This is a genomic window from Streptomyces sp. SID10853 (assembly GCF_010548145.1).
Taxonomy (GTDB): Bacteria; Actinomycetota; Actinomycetes; order Streptomycetales; family Streptomycetaceae; genus Streptomyces.
In genome coordinates this window covers 1-18,785 of record NZ_JAAGLN010000137.1, presented here as the reverse complement: position 1 = coordinate 18,785, position 18,785 = coordinate 1, and the positions used below count along the sequence as shown (strand labels likewise).

Annotated in this window: 17 protein-coding genes; 4 read left to right on the top strand and 13 right to left on the bottom strand. The window is 71.3% G+C overall.

The annotated features are described in order from the left end of the window. From G3I19_RS23390 to G3I19_RS23375, 4 genes are all read right to left on the bottom strand, one after another. On the bottom strand, positions 1 to 377 hold a 377-nt coding region (locus tag G3I19_RS23390; RefSeq protein WP_164265656.1), incomplete at its 3' end, for an XdhC family protein. Next, positions 370 to 2,535 carry a xanthine dehydrogenase family protein molybdopterin-binding subunit gene (locus G3I19_RS23385; RefSeq protein ID WP_164265655.1) on the bottom strand — a complete coding sequence of 722 codons (2,166 nt, stop codon included), beginning with the start codon at positions 2,533 to 2,535 and terminating at the stop codon, positions 370 to 372. The genes G3I19_RS23385 and G3I19_RS23390, both read right to left, overlap by 8 nt. Next, positions 2,532 to 3,524, bottom strand: a complete 993-nt coding sequence (locus tag G3I19_RS23380) for a xanthine dehydrogenase family protein subunit M (RefSeq protein WP_164265654.1) — start codon at positions 3,522 to 3,524, stop codon at positions 2,532 to 2,534. The genes G3I19_RS23385 and G3I19_RS23380 overlap by 4 nt, the downstream gene beginning before the upstream one ends. After that, positions 3,521 to 4,144: a 2Fe-2S iron-sulfur cluster-binding protein gene (locus G3I19_RS23375; protein ID WP_164265653.1), complete on the bottom strand. Its 624-nt coding sequence runs from the start codon at positions 4,142 to 4,144 to the stop codon at positions 3,521 to 3,523. The genes G3I19_RS23380 and G3I19_RS23375 overlap by 4 nt, the downstream gene beginning before the upstream one ends. A 196-nt stretch (positions 4,145 to 4,340) precedes the next feature. Here G3I19_RS23375 and G3I19_RS23370 point away from each other — a divergent pair, with 196 nt between their 5' ends. Beyond that, complete coding sequence (locus tag G3I19_RS23370) at positions 4,341 to 4,937, top strand: TetR/AcrR family transcriptional regulator (RefSeq protein WP_164265652.1); 597 nt, start codon at positions 4,341 to 4,343, stop codon at positions 4,935 to 4,937. 145 nt (positions 4,938 to 5,082) lie between these two features. On the opposite strand, the gene G3I19_RS23365 is transcribed toward G3I19_RS23370, so the two are convergent. From G3I19_RS23365 to G3I19_RS23345, 5 genes are all read right to left on the bottom strand, one after another. After that, positions 5,083 to 6,549 carry a catalase gene (locus tag G3I19_RS23365; RefSeq protein ID WP_164265651.1) on the bottom strand — a complete coding sequence of 489 codons (1,467 nt, stop codon included), beginning with the start codon at positions 6,547 to 6,549 and terminating at the stop codon, positions 5,083 to 5,085. Positions 6,550 to 6,737: 188 nt separating this feature from the next. Next, positions 6,738 to 8,570, bottom strand: coding sequence for a SpoIIE family protein phosphatase (locus G3I19_RS23360; protein WP_164265650.1), 1,833 nt, complete (start codon positions 8,568 to 8,570; stop codon positions 6,738 to 6,740). A 187-nt stretch (positions 8,571 to 8,757) separates the two neighbouring features. After that, entirely contained in the window at positions 8,758 to 9,423 is a 666-nt protein-coding gene (locus G3I19_RS23355; RefSeq protein ID WP_164265649.1) for a DUF402 domain-containing protein, read from the bottom strand. 110 nt (positions 9,424 to 9,533) lie between these two features. After that, the gene (locus G3I19_RS23350) at positions 9,534 to 10,922 is read right to left on the bottom strand and encodes a class II fumarate hydratase (RefSeq protein WP_164265648.1); all 1,389 of its coding nucleotides are present in this window, start codon (positions 10,920 to 10,922) and stop codon (positions 9,534 to 9,536) included. A gap of 118 nt (positions 10,923 to 11,040) precedes the next feature. Further along, positions 11,041 to 12,705, bottom strand: coding sequence for a fumarate hydratase (locus G3I19_RS23345; RefSeq protein ID WP_164265647.1), 1,665 nt, complete (start codon positions 12,703 to 12,705; stop codon positions 11,041 to 11,043). 258 nt (positions 12,706 to 12,963) lie between these two features. On the opposite strand from G3I19_RS23345, the gene G3I19_RS23340 reads away from it, so the two are divergent. Both G3I19_RS23340 and G3I19_RS23335 read left to right on the top strand, forming a co-directional pair. Beyond that, positions 12,964 to 13,632 (top strand): DUF1707 and DUF2154 domain-containing protein, encoded by a 669-nt coding sequence (locus G3I19_RS23340; protein WP_164265646.1) that lies wholly within the window; start codon positions 12,964 to 12,966, stop codon positions 13,630 to 13,632. Positions 13,633 to 13,726: 94 nt separating this feature from the next. Continuing rightward, positions 13,727 to 14,095, top strand: coding sequence for a WhiB family transcriptional regulator (locus G3I19_RS23335; protein WP_164265645.1), 369 nt, complete (start codon positions 13,727 to 13,729; stop codon positions 14,093 to 14,095). Between the two features lie 193 nt (positions 14,096 to 14,288). Here the strand turns inward: G3I19_RS23335 and glpX are convergent, their stop codons facing one another. Next, a complete protein-coding gene (gene glpX, locus G3I19_RS23330) occupies positions 14,289 to 15,320 on the bottom strand; it encodes a class II fructose-bisphosphatase (RefSeq protein WP_164265644.1) in 1,032 nt (343 codons plus the stop codon). Between the two features lie 126 nt (positions 15,321 to 15,446). On the opposite strand from glpX, the gene G3I19_RS23325 reads away from it, so the two are divergent. After that, the gene (locus tag G3I19_RS23325; RefSeq protein WP_164265643.1) at positions 15,447 to 15,995 is read left to right on the top strand and encodes a DUF4245 domain-containing protein; all 549 of its coding nucleotides are present in this window, start codon (positions 15,447 to 15,449) and stop codon (positions 15,993 to 15,995) included. 70 nt (positions 15,996 to 16,065) lie between these two features. On the opposite strand, the gene G3I19_RS23320 is transcribed toward G3I19_RS23325, so the two are convergent. The 3 genes from G3I19_RS23320 to xseA all read right to left on the bottom strand — a co-directional run bounded on the left by G3I19_RS23320 (position 16,066) and on the right by xseA (position 18,619). Beyond that, entirely contained in the window at positions 16,066 to 16,656 is a 591-nt protein-coding gene (locus G3I19_RS23320; protein WP_164265642.1) for a malonic semialdehyde reductase, read from the bottom strand. A gap of 276 nt (positions 16,657 to 16,932) precedes the next feature. Beyond that, complete coding sequence (locus tag G3I19_RS23315) at positions 16,933 to 17,169, bottom strand: exodeoxyribonuclease VII small subunit (protein ID WP_164265641.1); 237 nt, start codon at positions 17,167 to 17,169, stop codon at positions 16,933 to 16,935. A gap of 220 nt (positions 17,170 to 17,389) precedes the next feature. Then, positions 17,390 to 18,619, bottom strand: a complete 1,230-nt coding sequence (xseA, locus tag G3I19_RS23310; RefSeq protein WP_164265640.1) for an exodeoxyribonuclease VII large subunit — start codon at positions 18,617 to 18,619, stop codon at positions 17,390 to 17,392. Positions 18,620 to 18,785 lie beyond the last annotated feature (166 nt).

Here is an 18,785-nt window from a genome sequence, read left to right as displayed (position 1 = left end):
GCCACCGCGTCGCCGCGCGCCGCGACCGCGAGCGCCGTCTCCACCGCCGTACGGCACGGCGCGTCGGCCCGGACCGGAACGACGTGCACCTCCACCGTCCCGCCGCAGGTCAGCCCGACGGCGAACGCGTCGTCGTCGCTGTACCCGAACCGCTCGCGGCGCGCCGTCCCGTCGCGCAGCGCCTCGACGCACAGCTCGTACACCGCGCCCTCGACGCAGCCGCCGGAGACCGAGCCGATGACCTGCCCCGCGGCGTCGACGGCGAGGGACGAGCCGGGCGGGCGGGGTGCGCTGCCGGTCACCGAGACGACGGTGGCGACCGCGAACTCCCTGCCCTGCCCGGCCCATTCGCTCAGCTCGGCGGCCAGATCAAGCATGCCGCTCGTCTCGCCGGCCCTCGGCGGTGATCACGCGGTCGGGCCGGATCGGCAGATCGCGGTGGCGCACACCGGTGGCGTGCCACACCGCGTTGGCGATGGCGGCCGCCGTGCCGACGATGCCGATCTCGCCGAGGCCCTTGATACCCACGGGGTCGTCCGGGTCCGGGTCGTCGACCCAGTCGGCCTCGATGGCCGGCACATCGGCGTTCGCGGCGAAGTGGTAGCCCGCGAAGTCCGCGCCGACGTGGCCGCCGGACGCCTGGTCACGTACCGCCTCCTCGTGCAGCGCCATGGACAGCCCCCACGTCATACCGCCCACCAGCTGGCTGCGCGCGGTCAGCGGGTTGATGATCCGGCCGGCCGCGAAGACGCCGAGCAGCCGCCGCACCCGCACCTCGCCGGTGGTCACGTCGACGGCGGCCTCGGCGAACTGCGCCCCGAACGAGTGCCGTTCCTTCTGCGCGAGCGCGGCGATGAGGGCGCCGGTGTCGGCGTGGGCGGTGAGGCCGTCCTCCGGGATCTCCCCGCCGGTCAGCGTCAGGCGCTCGCGCAGTTCACGCGCCGCGGACATGACGGCCCAGCCCCAGGAGCGGGTGCCCATCGAGCCGCCGGCGACCCAGGCGGCCCCGAAGTCGCTGTCGGCGATGCGGACATGGATCTGCCCGGGAGCCACGTTCAGCGCGTCCGCCGCGATGAGGGTCAGGGCGGTCCGGGCGCCGGTGCCGACGTCGGCCGCGGTGATGCGGACGGTGAAGGTGCCGTCGGGCTCCGCGGTGACCGAGGCCGTCGAGGGGGCCGCACCCGCCTGGTAGGTGGAGGCGGCGACACCGGTCCCCAGCAGCCAGCGGCCCTCGCGGCGTACGCGCGGACGGGGGTCACGGCCGGCCCAGCCGAATCGCCGGGCGCCCTCGTCGAAGCAGGCGAGCAGGTTACGGCTGCTGAACGGCAGCCCGGAGACCGGGCCGAACGCCGGCTCGTTACGGGCGCGCAGCGCGATCGGGTCCATACCGAGCCGCTCGGCGAGCTCGTCGAGCGCCGACTCCACCGCGAACGAGCCGGGCGCCTCGCCTGGCGCCCGCATCCAGGTGGGGGTGGCGACGTCGACGGGCACGACACGGTTGACGGTGTGGTGCGCGACGGCGTCGTACATGACCCGTCCGTAGGCGGCGCTGCTCTCGACGAACTCACGCAGGTTCGAGGTGAGCGACTGGTTCTCGTGGGCGAAGGCGCGCAGCCGCCCTTCCTCGTCGGCTCCCAGCCGCACCCGCTGGGTGGTGGGGCTGCGGTATCCGGTGATCGCGAACACCTGCCGCCTGGTCAGGGCCACCCGGACCGGCCGGTGCAGCTCCGTCGCGGCCATCGCGGCGGCGACGTGGTGCGAGCGCAGCCCCTTGGAGCCGAAGGCGCCGCCGACGTGCTCGGACCGTACGTGCACGGCGGACTGGTCGAGCGAGAACAGCTGGGCCAGGTCGTCGGCGAGCCACTTGCTGCCCTGGTTGGAGTCGTGGACCTCCAGCCGTCCGTCGTGCCAGCGCACCGTCACGGCATGGGGCTCCATGGCGCAGTGGTGCTGCTCGGGCGTCGTGTACCTGGCGTCCAGGACCACCGCGGAAGCGGCGAGTTCGGCGTCCAGGTCGCCCTTGGTGCTCTCCGCGTCCTGCGGGGTGTAGACGCCGTCCTTGTCCGCGTGGAAGTCGGTGTCGTGCGGCTCCTCGTCGTACTCGACGACGAGCGCCTCGGCGGCCTCGCGTGCCTGCTCCGACGTCTCGGCGACGACCAGCGCGACCGGCCACCCGGCGTGCGGGATCCGGTCGTGCTGGAAGACCTCGACGATCGGGTCGGGGCGGCCGAGCGCCCCGACGACGTCGTCCCGCACGCGTGGCGCGGCGCGGTGGTGCAGGACGGTGAGCACGCCCGGCATGGCGCGCACCGCGTCCTCGCCGATCGAGCGGATCCGGCCGCGGGCCACGGTCGACAGCACCAGCCAGCCGTGGGCGAGTTCGGTGAAGGGGACCTCGCTCGCGTAGCGGGCGGCTCCGGTGACCTTCTCGATGCCCTCGATACGGGTGTGGGAGACACCGACCGCGTCCGGCCTCGGCGTGACGGGCGCCGTGGGCGCCGTGGGTGCTGTGCGCACGGTGGGCACCGTGGTCATCGGGTGGCCTCCTGTTCCAGCTCGGTGAGGAGTGCCACGACGAGATTGCGCATCAGTGGCACCTTGTACGCGTTGTGCGGCAGCGGTGACGCGGCCGCCAGCTCGGCGTCGGCGGCGGCGGCGAACGACGCGCCGTCCGCGGGCCTGCCCAGCAGTTCCCGTTCGGCTGCCCTGGCCCGCCACGGCCGCGACGCGACCGCCCCGAGGGCGATCCGTACGTCGTGCACGACCCCGTCGCGTACATCGAGCGCGGCGGCCACCGATCCGATGGCGAAGGCGTACGAGGCGCGCTCGCGCACCTTGCGGTAGCGGGAGCGGGCGGCGACCGGCGCGGGCGGCAGGGTGACGGCGGTGATGAGGGCGCCCGCGGGCAGTGTGGTCTCCAGGTGCGGCGTGCCGCCGACCGGCCGGTAGAAGTCGTCGAGCGGCAGCTGCCCGGCACCGTCGGCGGTTTCGTACTCCACCACGGCGTCGAAGGCGGTGAGCGCGACGCCCATGTCGGACGGGTGCACGGCCACACAGTGCTCACTCGCGCCGAGGATCGCGGCGTTGTGGTGCTCGCCTCCGACGGCGGGGCAGCCGCTGCCCGGCACCCGCTTGTTGCAGGGCTTGCTCACATCGGTGAAGTAGCCGCAGCGGGTGCGCTGGAGCAGATTCCCGCCGACGGTCGCCATATTGCGCAGCTGGCCGGACGCCCCGGCCAGCACGGCCTGCGTCAACGCCGGGTAGCCCCGGCGGACTTCGGAGTGCGCGGCGAGGTCGCTGTTGGTGACGGTGGCCCCGATGCGCAGGCCGCCGTCGGCGGTCCGCTCGACCCGGTCCAGGGGCAGCTCCCGTACGTCGACGAGGCGCGCGGGCCGCTCGACGCCGGCCTTCATCAGATCGACCAGGTTCGTGCCGCCGCCGAGGAACCGTGCCTCGGGGTCGGCGCCGAGCACGGCCACCGCGCCCGGTACGTCGTGCGCCCGCTGGTACTCGAACTCCCTCACGCGACCTGCTCCTTCACTCCGCCGGCCGGTTGGGTGCCCGGCTGGGTGCCCTGTCGGGCGGATGACTGTGCGGCCGACTGGCCGGCCGCCCGGGCGACGGCCCGCACGATCGACACATAGGCGCCGCACCGGCACAGATTGCCGCTCATCCGCTCCCTGATCTCCTCCGGCGTCAGCGGGGGCGGCCCGGCCTCCGGCCGTACGTCATCGGTCACGGCGCTCGGCCAGCCGGCCGCGTGCTCCGCCAGGACGCCGAGGGCCGAACAGATCTGCCCGGGGGTGCAGTAGCCGCACTGGTACCCGTCGAGTTCCACGAACGCCTGCTGGACGGGGTGCAGTCCGTCCGGTGAGCCTCCGTCCGCGACACCCTCGATGGTGGTGATCTCGCGGCCTTCGGCCGCGACCGCGAACTGCAGACAGGAGACGGTCCTGCGCCCGTCGACCAGCACCGTGCAGGCGCCGCACTGTCCCTGGTCGCAGCCTTTCTTCGTGCCGGTCAGATCGAGCCGCTCGCGCAGGGCGTCGAGCAGTGTGGTGCGGTGATCGACGGGCAGGGTGTACTTGTCTCCGTTGATGTGCAGCGTGACCGCACTGGAGGTGGACATGCCCGCTGGGGCCATGAGGGGGCCTTCTTTCGGGATCCTGTGGCGAGGAGAATCGGCGCCGTATGCGGGAGGGGCACCGGGACCGGCGGACCGTGTCCGCCGCCAGGGTGGTGAAGGCGAAACGGACAGCTGTCCGTTCCAAGGTCCCGACCGTAGTGGACAACTGTCCGCCCAGCAAGGATGATTCCGCGTCACGACCGGAGGAGGACGAGTGCGACACCCCGGAAAGCAGGCGGCGCTGCGCTCGGACGCACAGCGCAACCGTGAGCGCATCCTCGAAGTGGCGCTGGCCGAGCTGACGCAGTCGGCGGACACCCCGCTGAGCGCCATCGCGCGGAAGGCGTGCGTCGGGCAGGGCACGTTCTACCGGAACTTCCCCAGCCGGGAGGCCCTGGTCCTGGAGGTGTACCGGTACGAGGTGGAGCACGTCGCGGAGGCCGCAGGCCAGCTGCTGTGCACCCGGCCCCCGCAGCTGGCGCTGCGCGAGTGGATGGACCGCCTGGCGCGGTACGCGATGGCCAAGGCGGGCCTCGCCGAGGCGCTGCGCGAGGCGACGGCGGCCCGCGGCACCATGAAGAGCCTCGCGCACGGTCCGCTGACCGAGGCGGTCACGCTGCTGCTCACCGCGAACGAACGGGCGGGGACCATCCGCCCCGGCGTGACCGTGGACGACTTCATGCTGGCGATCGCGGGGCTGTGGATGATCGACCCGCACGGCGACTGGCAGTCCCGCGCCGACAGGCTGCTGAACCTGGTGATGGACGGGCTGCGGTCGGGGGCACCGGACGGGCCCCGGCCGGCCCCCTGACCGGACGGCGGCCCCGGGCCCCGGCCCCGGCGGGCATCCTGACCGCAGGGGCGGCCCGCGGGCGCGCCAAGCGGCTCCGGCCTGCTGTCTCCCACCGTCCACAGCACACCGGAGCCGGCCGGCCCCACCTCACGGGCCACGGCCCTCAGGCCGGTTTGGCCTTCGCCGCGATCCGGTCGCCGGTCGCCCGGTCGATGTTGCGCCAGTACTCCAGCGCCCGGTCCAGGACCGGAGCCGAGACGCCCTGCGCCAGATGGCCGACGACATTGTCGACGAGCCGTGCGCGCTGCTCGTCGTTGAGCACCTGGCGCACCATCGTGCCCGCCTGTCCCCAGTCGTCGTCCTCCCTGTGCAGCGTGTACGCCTCACGGACCATCTCGCCCGCCGCCGTCTGCCAGCCCGCGGGCTCGCCGTAGCGGGCGGTGTCGGCCGCCGGTCCGCCGTACGAGTTGGGGGCGTACGGCCTGGACGCCGTGGACGCCTCGTACCGCATGGGCCCGTCCTTCGCGTACGAGTTGACGGGCGAGCGCGGCCTGTTGGGCGGCAGCTGCATGTAGTTCGGCCCGATCCGGTAGCGGTGCGTGTCCGGGTACGAGAACAGCCGGCCGAGCAGCATCTTGTCCGGCGAAGGGCCGATGCCGGGCACCATGTTCGACGGCTCGAAGGACGCCTGCTCGATGTGGATGAAGTGGTCGGGCGGGTTCTTGTCGAGCGTCATCCGGCCGACGTCGATCAGCGGGTAGTCGCTGTGCGGCCACACCTTGGTGAGGTCGAACGGGTTGAAGCGGTAGTCGGGGGCGTCGTCGAACGGCATCACCTGGACCTTGAGCGTCCACGAAGGGGCGTTCCCCGACTTGATCGACTCGAAGAGGTCCCTGCGGTGGTAGTCCGTGTCGCACCCGGCCATCGCGTCCGCGTCGGCCTGGCTGAGGAAGTCGATGCCCTGGTCGGTCTTGAAGTGGTACTTCACCCAGAACTTCTCACCCCCGCCGTTCACCCACATATAGGTGTGCGAGCTGTAGCCGTTCATGTTGCGCCAGGTCTTGGGGATGCCCCGGTCGCCCATCAGCCACGTCACCTGGTGCGCGGACTCGGGCGAGAGCGTCCAGAAGTCCCACTGCATGTCGTTGTCGCGCAGCGCGCTGTCCGGGCGGCGCTTCTGGCTGCGGATGAAGTCCTGGAACTTGATCGTGTCACGGACGAAGAAGACCGGCGTGTTGTTGCCGACCATGTCGTAATTGCCGTGCTCCGTATAGAACTTGAGCGCGAAACCACGCGGGTCGCGCCAGGTGTCGGGGGAGCCCATCTCGCCGGCGACCGTCGAGAAGCGGGCCAGCATCTCGGTCCGCTTGCCCGGCTGGAAGAGGTCGGCCTTGGTGAACTGGCTGACGTCGTTGGTCACTTCGAAGGTTCCGTACGCGCCGGAGCCCTTGGCGTGCACCACCCGCTCGGGGACCCGCTCGCGGTTGAACTGCGCCATCTTCTCGATCAGATAGGCGTCCTGCAGCAGGATCGGACCGTCGGCGCCGATGGTGAGCGAGTGCTCGTCGCTCTCGGCCGGGATTCCCGCGTTGGTGGTGGTGTAGGGGGCCTTCTGGGATGCCTCGCTCACGAGCGTCTTCCCATCGTTCGAGGGGGTTGTGGTCGCTTCGTCCGCGTGCCCCAGTGAACCTCTCCGACACTTGGTCGGCAACATTTGATCCCGTTGGGAGTACGGGCCAGGACAGCGCTGAACCCGGTGGGGCCTCCGAGGCTTCCGGAGGCCCCACCGGGTTCAGCGGCCGGGACCGCCCGCCCGGGCTACTCGCCCGCCGCGGCCGGCACCTGGATCTCGAACCAGACCACCTTGCCGGTGGAGAGCCGGGTCGCCCCCCACCGCCGGGTCAGCCGGTTCACCAGGAACAGCCCGCGGCCGCCCTCGTCGGTGTCCCGGGCCCGGCGCTGGCGGGGCAGCTGCGGGGAGTCGTCGCCGACCTCGCAGCGCAGTACGTCGGTGCGCAGCAGCCGCAGCGTCACCGGCCGCTCCGCGTACCGCACCGCATTGGTCACGACCTCGCTGACCAGTAGCTCCACCGAGTCCGACATCTCGTCAAGACCCCAGCGCTCCAGCGCCCTGCGCACCAGCCGACGGGCACGGCCCGGCGCCTGCTCCTCCGGGTCGAGGAACCAGTACGCGACATCGCTCGGCGCGATCCCGTCGAAGCGGGCCGCGAGCAGCGCGATGTCGTCGTCCCGGTCGCCGGGGCCCAGCATGTCCAGCACGTCGTCGCAGAGGGCCTCAAGCGGCGGCGAGTGGTCCGGGCCCGTCAGCTCGGCGGTGGCGGCCAGCCGCTCCCGCAGCTGCTCGATCCCGGTCCAGACGTCCCGCAGCCGCGACTCGACCAGCCCGTCCGTGTAGAGCAGCAGGGTGGCGCCCGCGGGCGCGTCCAGCTCGACCGCCTCGAAGTCGACCCCGCCCACCCCGATCGGGGCGCCCGGCGGGACCCGCAGGACCTCCGCACGGCCGCCCAGATGCAGCAGGACGGGCGGCGGGTGGCCGGCGTTGGCGATGGTGATCCGGTGCGCCACCGGGTCGTACACGGCGTACAGGCAGGTCGCCATCCGGTCCGAGCCGAGCCGCTGGGCCTGTTCGTCCAGATGGTGCAGCACCTCGGCCGGCGGCAGGTCCAGCTGCGCCAGCGTCTGGGCCGTCGTCCTGAGCTGGCCCATGATCGCGGCCGATGTCATGGAGTGCCCCATCACATCGCCCACCACCAGCGCCACCCGGCTGCCGGGCAGCGGGATCGCGTCGTACCAGTCACCGCCCACCCGGGCGGTCTCGGCCGCCGGCAGATAGCGGGACGCCAGCTTGACGCCGGTCGGCTGGGGCAGCGAGTCGGGCAGCATGGTGCGCTGCAGCTCGTCGGCGATGTACGCCTCGCGCCCGTACAGCACCGCTTTGTCGATGCCGAGGGCCGTATGGGTGGCCAGCTGGGCGGCGACCAGCAGGTCGTTGGGCTCGAAGGCGGGCCGGTCGGGGCGGCGGACGAACACCGCGGCGCCGATCACCCGGCGTCTGCCCCGCAGCGGGGCGAGGATCGTACGGTGCCCGTTCGGTACGGTCCGGTCCGGGCCCAGCAGTTCCGGCAGCGCGGCGCGGGCCGCGGCGGAGTCCCCGAAGACCGGGCGCACGCCCCGGAGCACTTCGGCGAGCGCGCCACCGGACGCCACTTCGCACAGCTGGGCCGCGAGCGGCTCCGGCGGCTCGTCGGAGTCCTCCTCGTCCACCAGACGCAGCCGGTCGGTGCGGCGCAGCCGCAGTACGAACGGGACGACCGGGCGCTCGTCGCCCACCGGCAGCGGATCGCGGAGGAAGACGAGTATCGCGTCGGAGAACGTCGGCACGGTCGCTCTGCACAGACCGAGGACGATCTCGTCGAGGTCTATGCCCCGGGCGATGCGCCGGGTGGCAGCCCCCACGAACCGGAGTCTGTCGCCCTCGCTGCGTCCGGGCGAGACCGCCGGCGCGGGCGGGGGAGCGGGGATGGCACCCGCGGCCGCCACATCGGCGTCCTGCTGCCGGGGGCGCGCGGGTTCGTGCGGCCGGGCAGCGGTGGGCTGCCGGCCGTCGTGGGAGGTGGTGTGCTCCGTCACGCGAGGGATTCCGTCCGTCCGAGGCAGGTGTGCGATGCAACCGCTTCGAGGGGTCGTATACCCGCTGTCATGGCTGCACCCCCCTGTAGTGACATTCGGTCAGTTCAGCTGCGGCTTGGGATCGTTGTAGGGCGCAGTCTTGCGGAGGACGATCCTACGTTTGATCCCCGGGGGCGCATCAAGGGTCTCACGACGGCACGTACGCGGGCGTGCGGTCCCAGTCGTCCGGAAGGACGGGAACCGGCCACTCCGGGTCGGGCCGCCACTCCTCCCAGCCGTCGGCGAACGGCGGCCCCCAGGACTCGATCCGCCGGACCGCTCCCCGGCCCGCCCGCCGCACCCGCGCCGCCTGCTCCGCGTCCATCAGCCCGGCCTGCTGGGCCTGGGCGAACTCGTCCTCGTCGAGCCACTGCCAACTGCGGTCGGGCAGCACCGAGATGTCCAGGAAGTGATCCTCGGAGTCGACACCGCCGGCCCACCGCAGCTGCGGCTCCTCCAGATTCACGTACCAGCTCTTGAAGCGCCATCCCCGGTCCCACCACAGCCACACCGACCAGGGCTCGCCGGGCCGCGCCAGCTTCAGCACACCCATGCCCCACCAGCGGTCACGGACGACCGTGCGGGGCTTGGTGTAGCGGGTGGCCAGCGGCTCCCGGTGCACGGGGGTGCCGTCGGCGAGCGCCGGTTTCACACACTCGGTACCGGGCGCCAGCCAGACCGCGAGCAGTTCGTCGGTGTCCTGCACCACGGTCACCGGGCGGCAGATGTGCAGGTGCTCGGACGCGTTGCCGCGGTAGCGCCAGAGAATGTGCTCCCCGGGCGCCCAGTGTTGTGTTCCTCCTGCACCTGTCATGCGGAGATCTTAGGAGTACGAGCGGTCCTTCGCAGCGATCCGGGTCACGCGGACCGCCGCGGCGGGGCACAGTTCACGGCCGTGTCATGTTCGGGACCACTGCCACCGTGTCACGGCCGCGTCATGCTCAGGACGTCCAGCGCCGCGTCCAGTTCCTCCGCCGTCAGATCGCCCCGCTCCACATACCCCTCGTCCAGCACGACCTCCCGGATGGTCCTGCGCTCGGCGATCGCCCGCTTGGCTACCTTCGCGGCCTCCTCGTACCCGATGTACTTGTTCAGCGGCGTGACGACCGACGGCGAGGACTCCGCGTACTCCCTGGCCCGCTCCGCGTCGGCGGTGATTCCGTCGACCGTGCGGTCCGCGAGCAGCCGCGAGACGTTGGCCAGCAGGCGCACCGACTCCAGGACGTTCTTGGCGATCACCGGCAGCATCACGTTCAGCTCGAAGTTGCCCGCCGCCCCGGCCGCGGCGACCGTCGCGTCGTTGCCCGTGACCTGCGCCGCCACCATCAGCACCGCCTCCGGGATCACCGGATTGACCTTGCCCGGCATGATGGACGACCCGGGCTGCAGGTCGGGCAGCGAGATCTCCGAGAGACCGGTGCGCGGGCCGGAGGCCATCCAGCGCAGATCGTTGGAGATCTTCGTCAGCCCGGCTCCGATCGTCCGCAGCTGGCCGGACGTCTCGACGATCCCGTCCCGTGCGCCCTGCGCCTCGAAGTGGTTGCGGGCCTCGGTCAGCGGCAGCCCCGTGGCCGCGGCCACCTCGGCGATGACGGCGGCCGAGAAGCCCGGCGGGGTGTTGATGCCGGTGCCCACCGCCGTACCGCCCAGGGGCAGCTCGGCGAGGCGGGGCAGCGAGGCGTTGAGGCGCTCGACGCCGTACCTGACCTGCGCCGCGTAACCGCCGAATTCCTGGCCCAGGGTCACCGGAGTCGCGTCCATCAGATGCGTACGCCCGGACTTGACCACCTCCGAGAACTCCCCGGCCTTGCGCTCCAGTGCCTCGGCCAGGTGGTCGAGCGCCGGGATCAGATCACGGGTGACGGCGGCCGTCGCCGCGATGTGGATCGAGGAGGGGAAGACGTCGTTGGACGACTGCGAGGCGTTCACATGGTCGTTGGGGTGCACCGGGCGCCCCAGCCGCTCGGTGGCGAGCGTGGCCAGGACCTCGTTCATGTTCATGTTGGACGAGGTGCCGGACCCGGTCTGGAAGACGTCCACCGGGAACTCGCCGTCCCACCGTCCGTCGGCGACCTCGGCCGCCGCCTCCTGCACCGCCTGCGCGAGATCCGCTTCGATGACCCCGAGCCCGGCGTTGACCTTGGCGGCCGCTGCCTTGATCCGGGCCAGCGCCTCGATGTGGGCCCGTTCCAGGGTCCGGCCCGAGACGGGGAAGTTCTCCACGGCGCGCTGGGTCTGGGCGCGCCACTTGGCGCCGGCCGGGACCCGTACCTCGCCCATGGAGTCGTGCTCGATCCGGTACTGCTCAGTCATCGTCGTACCTCCCTATCGGACAGCAACGTCTGACGGAGAGGTGTTCCCGGGTCCGGGAAGAAGATCACCCCTCACCGCCGTCGGGCTGTGAGGGGTGACCGGTGGTCTTCCGCGACTGCTACGCCTGGCCGGGGGCGCGCACCGGGATGCTGAGGATGGTGGGGGACTCGGCGGGCGCCCGGAAGAAGTCATTGCCCTTGTCGTCCACCACGATGAACGCCGGGAAGTCCTCGACCTCGATCTTCCACACGGCCTCCATGCCCAGCTCCTCGTACTCCAGGACCTCGACCTTCTTGATGCAGTCCTGGGCGAGCCGTGCCGCCGGGCCGCCGATCGAGCCGAGGTAGAAGCCGCCGTGGCTGCCGCACGCGTCGGTGACCTGCTGCGAGCGGTTGCCCTTGGCGAGCATCACCTTGGAGCCGCCCGCGGCCTGGAACTGCTCCACGTACGAGTCCATCCGGCCCGCCGTGGTCGGGCCGAACGAGCCGGACGCGTACCCCTCGGGGGTCTTGGCGGGGCCCGCGTAGTAGACCGGGTGGTCCTTCAGGTACTGCGGCATGTCCTCGCCCGCGTCCAGCCGCTCCTTGATCTTGGCGTGCGCGATGTCGCGCGCCACCACCAGCGGCCCGGTCAGCGAGAGCCGGGTCTTCACCGGGAACTTGGTCAGCTCGGCGAGGATGTCGTCCATCGGCCGGTTCAGGTCGACGGATACGACGTCGGCGTCCTCCAGGTGCTCGTCCGTGGTGTCGGGCAGGAAGCGCGCCGGGTCGGTCTCCAGCTGCTCCAGGAAGACGCCCTCGGCGGTGATCTTCGCGACGGCCTGCCGGTCGGCCGAGCAGGAGACGGCGATGGCGACGGGCAGCGAGGCGCCGTGCCGGGGCAGCCGTACGACGCGGACGTCGTGGCAGAAGTACTTCCCGCCGAACTGCGCGCCGATGCCGATCTTCTGCGTCAGCTCGAAGACCTTCTGCTCCAGATCCGTGTCGCGGAAGCCGTGCCCGGTCGGGGAGCCCTCGGTGGGCAGCTCGTCCAGGTAGTGCGCGGAGGCGTACTTGGCGGTCTTCAGCGCGAACTCCGCCGACGTACCGCCCACCGTGATCGCCAGGTGGTACGGCGGGCACGCGGCCGTCCCCAGGGAGCGGATCTTCTCCTCCAGGAACTTCATCATGGACGCCTCGTTGAGGACGGCCTTGGTCTCCTGGTAGAGGAACGACTTGTTGGCGGAGCCGCCGCCCTTGGCCATGAAGAGGAACTTGTACGCGCCGCCGTCGGTGGCGTACAGCTCGATCTGCGCGGGCAGGTTCGACCCGGTGTTCTTCTCCTCCCACATGGTGAGCGGAGCCATCTGCGAGTACCGCAGGTTCAGCTTGGTGTACGCGTCGAAGATGCCGTGCGACAGGGCCTCCTCGTCACCGCCCGCGGTCAGCACGTTCTGGCCGCGCTTGCCCATGACGATCGCGGTGCCGGTGTCCTGGCACATCGGAAGGACGCCCGCGGCCGCGATGTTGGCGTTCTTGAGCAGGTCGAGCGCGACGAACTTGTCGTTGGACGACGCCTCGGGGTCGTCGACGATCTTGCGCAGCTGGGTGAGGTGGGCCGGGCGCAGATAGTGCGAGATGTCGTGCATGGCCGCGGCGGCGAGCGTACGCAGCGCCTCGGGCTCGACCTTGAGGAACGTACGCCCGTCGGCTTCGAAGGTGGAGACGCCATCGGCGGTCACCAGCCGGTACGGCGTGGTGTCCGCTCCCACGGGAAGCAGATCGGAGTACGCAAACTCTGGCATGACGGCCATTCCTCACTCGGCAGACGCGGGCTGGCCTCCATCGGCACAGCATTCACCAGCGTAGAACCACCGGGGGAGAGCGCGGTGGTGAGGTAGGACTCATCTCCTGCGGGGGGCGGCGCGGGGCTTCGCCGGGATACTCCGTTACCCGGCTGCTCGGATACCCGGCTGCTCGGATACCCGGCTGCTCGGATACTCGCCGAGCCGGAAAGGCCCTTGCACTAGTCGCGATCTATCGCGTTTGGGTACGCTGGGCCGGTGGACCTCGAAAAGCACCCCCAGCAGCCGCGGCCCGTCGGCATCCGCGCATCCGACGCCGACCGCGACCGGATCGCCGACATCCTCAGGGACGCCCTGGCCGAGGGGCGCCTCGACGCCGACGAGCACTCCGAGCGGATCGAGTCGGTCTACCGCGCGAAGACGCTCGCCGAGCTGGAGCCGCTGGTCCAGGACCTGCCGGCCGCCACAGGCAGCCGCCCCGACCCGGGCGCGGCCGCGTACGCGCCGGCGGACGATCCGGACACCCCGGTCACCGCGGAGAACCTGGTCGCGGTCTTCTCCAGCTCGACACGGAAGGGCCGTTGGCGCATCGGCCGCAGGACGAACGCCTTCTCGCTCTTCGGCAATGTCGAGATCGATCTCACCGAGGCGCTGTTCGAGCAGCGGCTGACGGTCATCAACGCCACCGCGATCTTCGGCAATGTCGAGGTCAGGGTCCCGGAGAACATCACGCTGCGCGGCAGCGGCACCGGGATCTTCGGCAACTTCGAGGTGGAGACGCTCGAATCGGAGAGCCCGGAGGCGCCCGTCGTGGTGGTGAACGGGTACTCGGTCTTCGGCAACATCGAGGCCAAGCCGAAGCGGGGCAAGCTCGTGGCGGATCTGCGCGGCATCGTGGACAAGAAGCTCCGCAAGCACCTCGGGTAGACCGCGGGCCGGGACTCAGTGCATAGGCGTGCGCACAGCGGGTAGGGACTGCAGCATCGTCTCTCGCTCGCGAAGCCGTCGTCAGGAGTAGACCGTGCTGCATCCGCCGCATCAGTCCCTGCAGGTCGCTGCCGTTCCACCGCAGCGTGCCCCGGCACGGGAGGATCAGGCAGGGCCCTGGCATTCGGAGGCGGTGTGCCGCCGGGACGAGGCGGGGCTCTTCTTCGCGCCGTCCAAGGAACCGACCGCTGCCAGGCTCGCCCGCGAGGAGGCGGCGAAGCGGGTCTGCGCCCGCTGTCCTGTGCTGGTGGAGTGCCGCGAGCACGCACTGGTGCAGCCCGAGCCGTACGGGGTCTGGGGCGGGCTGACGGCCGCCGAGCGCCGTGTGGTCCTCGCCCGGCGCAGGCGCCGCGAAGTGGAGCTCAGGAGCACCGTCCAGGACCCCATGGCGCAGGCGGGCTGATCAGGCACGTCACACACATCTCGTACATCTCGTACATCTCGTACTTCGCGCACGTCACACGCATCACACGCGTCACACGCGTCACACATGCGCAGGCACATGGAAGGGGCGCCCCCAGCCGCACACGGGGGGCGCCCCTTCCTGCTTGTTGGCTTGTTGAGCCCCGGAGCCGGCCGGTTCCGCCGGGCCGGTCCTACTTGGCCCGGTCGAAGTCCACGGTGCTGTAGGCGCGCAGCTTCGACAGCCGGTGCGTCGAGTCGATCTGACGGATCGTGCCCGACTTGGAGCGCATGACCAGCGACTGGGTGGTCGCGGTCTCGGCCCGGTAGCGCACCCCGCGCAGCAGTTCGCCGTCGGTGATGCCGGTGGCCACGAAGAACACGTTGTCGCCGCTGACCAGGTCGGTCGTGGAGAGCACCCGGTCCAGGTCGTGGCCCGCGTCGATGGCGCGCCCGCGTTCGGCGTCGTCCTTCGGCCAGAGCTTGCCCTGGATCGTGCCGCCGAGGCACTTGATCGCGCAGGCGCTGATGATGCCCTCGGGCGTGCCGCCGATGCCCATCAGCAGATCGACGCCGGTGCCCTCCCGTACGGCCATGATCGAGCCGGCGACGTCACCGTCCGAGATGAACTTGATCCGGGCGCCGGTCTCCCGGATCTCCTTGACGATGCCCTCGTGGCGCGGGCGGTCGAGGATGACCACCGTCACGTCGTCGGGCGAGGAGTTCTTCGCCTTGGCGACCCGGCGGATGTTGACCGATACGGGGGCGTTGATGTCGACGAAGTCGGCGGCCTCCGGCCCGGTGACCAGCTTGTCCATGTAGAAGACGGCCGACGGGTCGAACATGGAGCCGCGGTCGGCGGCGGCCAGCACCGCGATGGCGTTCGGCATGCCCTTGGCGTTGAGCGTGGTGCCGTCGATCGGGTCGACGGCGATGTCGACCTCGGGGCCGGTGCCGTCACCGATGTGCTCTCCGTTGAAGAGCATCGGGGCTTCGTCCTTCTCGCCCTCGCCGATGACGACCACGCCGTTCATGGAGACGGTCGAGACGAGCGTACGCATCGCGTTGACCGCGGCACCGTCGGCGCCGATCTTGTCACCGCGCCCGACCCAACGGCCGGCGGCCATCGCGGCGGCCTCGGTGACCCGGACGAGCTCCAGGGCGAGGTTGCGGTCGGGGGCCTCCGGGGAGACCTCCAGCTGGGAGGGGAGATGATGCTCGGTCATCGGCACGCACCTTTCTGATACGACGACGGCCGTATGTAGAGGGTTCGTTCGATTCTATCGTCCGGTCGATAAAATGAGCACCAGGGCCCACGCATGAGCAGCGGAGGGACCTGAGACCATGGGCTCGTGGCAGGTACGCGAAGCAAGCAGACAGTGCGCGGAATGATCCAGTCGATGGCGGTCATCCTGGCCGCCGTCGCGGTTATTTACGTGTTCGTTCCGCACGGTGGCACTTCGGAGCCGGTGAAGACCGTCGACTACCGCGTGGAACAGCTCACGGCGCAGCGCGCGGCGCCGTATCCGGTGCAGGCGCCGGTCGGGCTCCCGAAGGGATGGAAGGCGACCTCGGTGTCGTACGCCCAGAGCAGCGGCCATGCGTGGCACCTGGGGTTCCTGGACCCGGAGGAGCAGTACGTCGCGGTGGAGCAGGGCACCGGCCCTTCGGACAAGTTCGTCGCGACCGTCAGCAAGGACGCGTCGAAGACGTCGCAGACGCAGCAGGTGGGCGGCGAGACCTGGCAGCGCTGGAAGGGCCCCAAGTACAACGCGCTCGTACGCCAGGAGCACGGCTCGACGACGGCGGTGACCGGGACGGCGCCCTACGGGCAGCTGGCGCAGATGGCGGCGGCGCTGAAGGCGGAGAAGGCCGAGAAGCCGGCGGGCGCTGCGAAGTAGTGGCCCCATGACATGGAGAGGCCGCCGCACCCTCGGGTGCGGCGGCCTCTCCATGTGCCGTGCGGGGGGCTCAGACGGTGGTGATGACCTCGTCGAGCGGGAGGCGCGGGGAGCGCGGGAACCAGGCGTCCTCGCCCGGCTTGCCGATGTTGACGATCATCAGCGGGGTGTGGTCGTCGTCCAGGAACTCCTTCTGGACACCGGCGAAGTCGAAGCCCGTCATCGGACCGGCGGCCAGGCCGGCGGCGCGCACGCCGACGATGAAGTAACCGGCCTGCAGGGTGGCGTTGAGGTGGGCGGCCTGCTCGCGGGCCGGGCGCTCCGAGAAGAACGCGTCCTTGGCCTGCGGGAAGTGCGGGAACAGCTGCGGGAGCTCCTCGTGGAACTCGTTGTCCGCGGAGAGGATCGCGACCAGCGGGGCGGTGGCGGTCTTCGGGCGGTTGCCCTCGGCCATGTGCTGCACCAGGCGCTCGCGGGCCTCGGGGGAGCGGACCAGGGTGATGCGCAGCGGCGACTGGTTGAAGGCGGTCGGCCCGAACTTGACCAGGTCGTAGATCGCCTGAACCTGCTCCTCGGTCACCGGCTCGTCGGTGAAGGTGTTCGCGGTGCGGGCCTCACGGAAGAGGAGGTCCTGGGCGGCGGGGTCAAGAACGAGCGACATCTTTCGTACCTTCCGGACATGCGGTGGATCAAGGGATGTCCCGACTGTACGACCAAGATGTATTAAGTTTCAACTAAATCCGCCCTGACGTGATCGGCCTCACAGGCGTGGCGCGACGCCGGCCTCACAGGGGCGGCCCCTCAGGGGCCAGGGGACACCGGCAAGGGGCAGAAGACACCGGCAAGGGGCAGGGCTCCGGCACGGGGCAGGGCTCCGACACAGGGCAGGACACCGGCCGGGGCAAGGGCCCCGGTACGGGCACACGCCGGGGCGCGGTCAGCCCTCGCCCGGTTCCGTACCCTCCGCCAGCGCCGCGTCCAGCCGGGCCCGCGCGCCTTCCAGCCAGCCGCGGCACACCTTGGCCAGCTCCTCCCCACGCTCCCACAGCGCCAGGGACTCCTCCAGGGTGGTCCCCCCGGTCTCCAGCCGCCGTACGACGTCGATCAGCTCGTCGCGCGCCTGCTCGTACCCGAGGGCCGCCCCGTCCGCCGTCGTCTTCTTCGCCTCTGCCATGTCATCCACCCTGATCTCATCCACGCCGGTCTCGTCCACTACTGATCTCGGCCACCACTGGTCTCGGCCACCACTGGTCTCGGCCACCACTGATCTCACCGCGCCGATCTCACCGGCGCTGGTCCCGTCCGCGCCGGATGTCACCCGCGCCTGGTCCCGTCCACGCTGGTCCCGTCCGCGCCGTCCGCGCCGTCCGCGCTGGTCCCGTCCGCGCCGGATCTCACTCCCCGGCCTCGTGCGGCCGCGCCGCGACCGTCACGCCCAGCTCGCCCCCCGCGACCCTGGCCCGCAGCGGCTCCCCTTCCGTGACCTCGCCGGGCGCCCGGACCACCGCTCCGTCCTCCCGCTGAAGCACCGCGTACCCCCGCTCCAGCGTCGCCGCCGGGGAGAGCGCGACGACCCGGGCGCGCGTGTGGGAAAGCTCCGAGTCCGCCCGGTCCAGCAGATGCCGCAGTGTCCGCCTGCTGCGCTCCACGAGGGCGTCGACGACCTCCTCGCGCTCCTCGACCATCCGCTGCGGCCGCTCCATCGACGGTCGGGCGAGCGCGGCGGCCAGCCCGCGCTGCTCGCGGTCGAGCAGCCCCTGCAGGGTCCGCAGCGAACGGTCCCGCAGCAGCCGTACGCGCTCCAGCTCCTCCCCGACATCCGGTACGGCCTTCTTCGCGGCGTCCGTCGGTGTGGACGCCCGGACATCGGCCACCAGGTCGAGCAGCGGCGCGTCCGGCTCGTGTCCGATCGCCGACACCACCGGCGTACCGCACGCGGCCACGGCCCGGATCAGCTGTTCGTCGGAGAAGGGGAGCAGGTCCTCCACGCTGCCGCCGCCGCGCGCCACGATGATCACGTCCACATCCGGCAGCGCGTCCAGCTCCTGTACGGCTTCGATCACCTGGGGCACCGCGCGTACCCCCTGCACCGCCACATTCCGCACCTCGAAGCGGACGGCGGGCCAGCGCCGCCGCGCGTTCTCCAGGACGTCGCGCTCCGCCGCGCTCGCGCGGCCGGTGACCAGGCCGATCAGCTGCGGCAGGAAAGGGACGGGCCGCTTGCGGTCCAGCGCGAAGAGCCCTTCGGCCGCCAGCGTCCGCTTCAACCGTTCCAGGCGCGCGAGCAGTTCACCGATGCCGACCGGCTTGATCTCCACGGCCCGCAGCGACAGCTGACCGCGCGGCGCATACCACTCCGGCTTCGCGTGGACCACGACCCGCGCGCCCTCCGACACCACGTCCGCGACCGCGTCGAAGACCTGGCGGAAGCACGTCACGGACACCGAGATGTCGTACGAGGGGTCGCGCAGCGTCAGGAACACCACCCCCGCCCCCGGCCGGCGGGAGAGCTGGGTGATCTGCCCCTCGACCCACACCGCGCCGAGCCGGTCGATCCACCCCCCGATGAGCCGCGACACCTCGCCGACGGGCAGCGGCGCGTCCGCACTCGTATTCAGAGCCATGTACGCAGGTTAAGCGGTGCCACTGACAGCCCGGCCGCCCCGCGCGCCTGCCCTGCCCGTACGACCGCAACCGCGCAGCCGGGCCGCCCGGCACCCGGCACGGAACGCCCCCGGGCTTCCGTGCCGCGACGTACCAAACGCCCGCGGCCGCGCTGCCCCGTACGAA

Bases quoted from the DNA above. Each gene is read 5' to 3' on its own strand.
- xseA (WP_164265640.1), bottom strand. From the start codon at position 18,619: ATGGCTCTGAATACGAGTGCGGACGCGCCGCTGCCCGTCGGCGAGGTG.
- glpX (WP_164265644.1), bottom strand. From the start codon at position 15,320: ATGACCGAGCATCATCTCCCCTCCCAGCTGGAGGTCTCCCCGGAGGCC.
- G3I19_RS23385 (WP_164265655.1), bottom strand. From the start codon at position 2,535: ATGACCACGGTGCCCACCGTGCGCACAGCACCCACGGCGCCCACGGCG.
- G3I19_RS23375 (WP_164265653.1), bottom strand. From the start codon at position 4,144: ATGGCCCCAGCGGGCATGTCCACCTCCAGTGCGGTCACGCTGCACATC.
- G3I19_RS23350 (WP_164265648.1), bottom strand. From the start codon at position 10,922: ATGACTGAGCAGTACCGGATCGAGCACGACTCCATGGGCGAGGTACGG.
- G3I19_RS23320 (WP_164265642.1), bottom strand. From the start codon at position 16,656: ATGTCGCTCGTTCTTGACCCCGCCGCCCAGGACCTCCTCTTCCGTGAG.
- G3I19_RS23315 (WP_164265641.1), bottom strand. From the start codon at position 17,169: ATGGCAGAGGCGAAGAAGACGACGGCGGACGGGGCGGCCCTCGGGTAC.
- G3I19_RS23355 (WP_164265649.1), bottom strand. From the start codon at position 9,423: ATGACAGGTGCAGGAGGAACACAACACTGGGCGCCCGGGGAGCACATT.
- G3I19_RS23345 (WP_164265647.1), bottom strand. From the start codon at position 12,705: ATGCCAGAGTTTGCGTACTCCGATCTGCTTCCCGTGGGAGCGGACACC.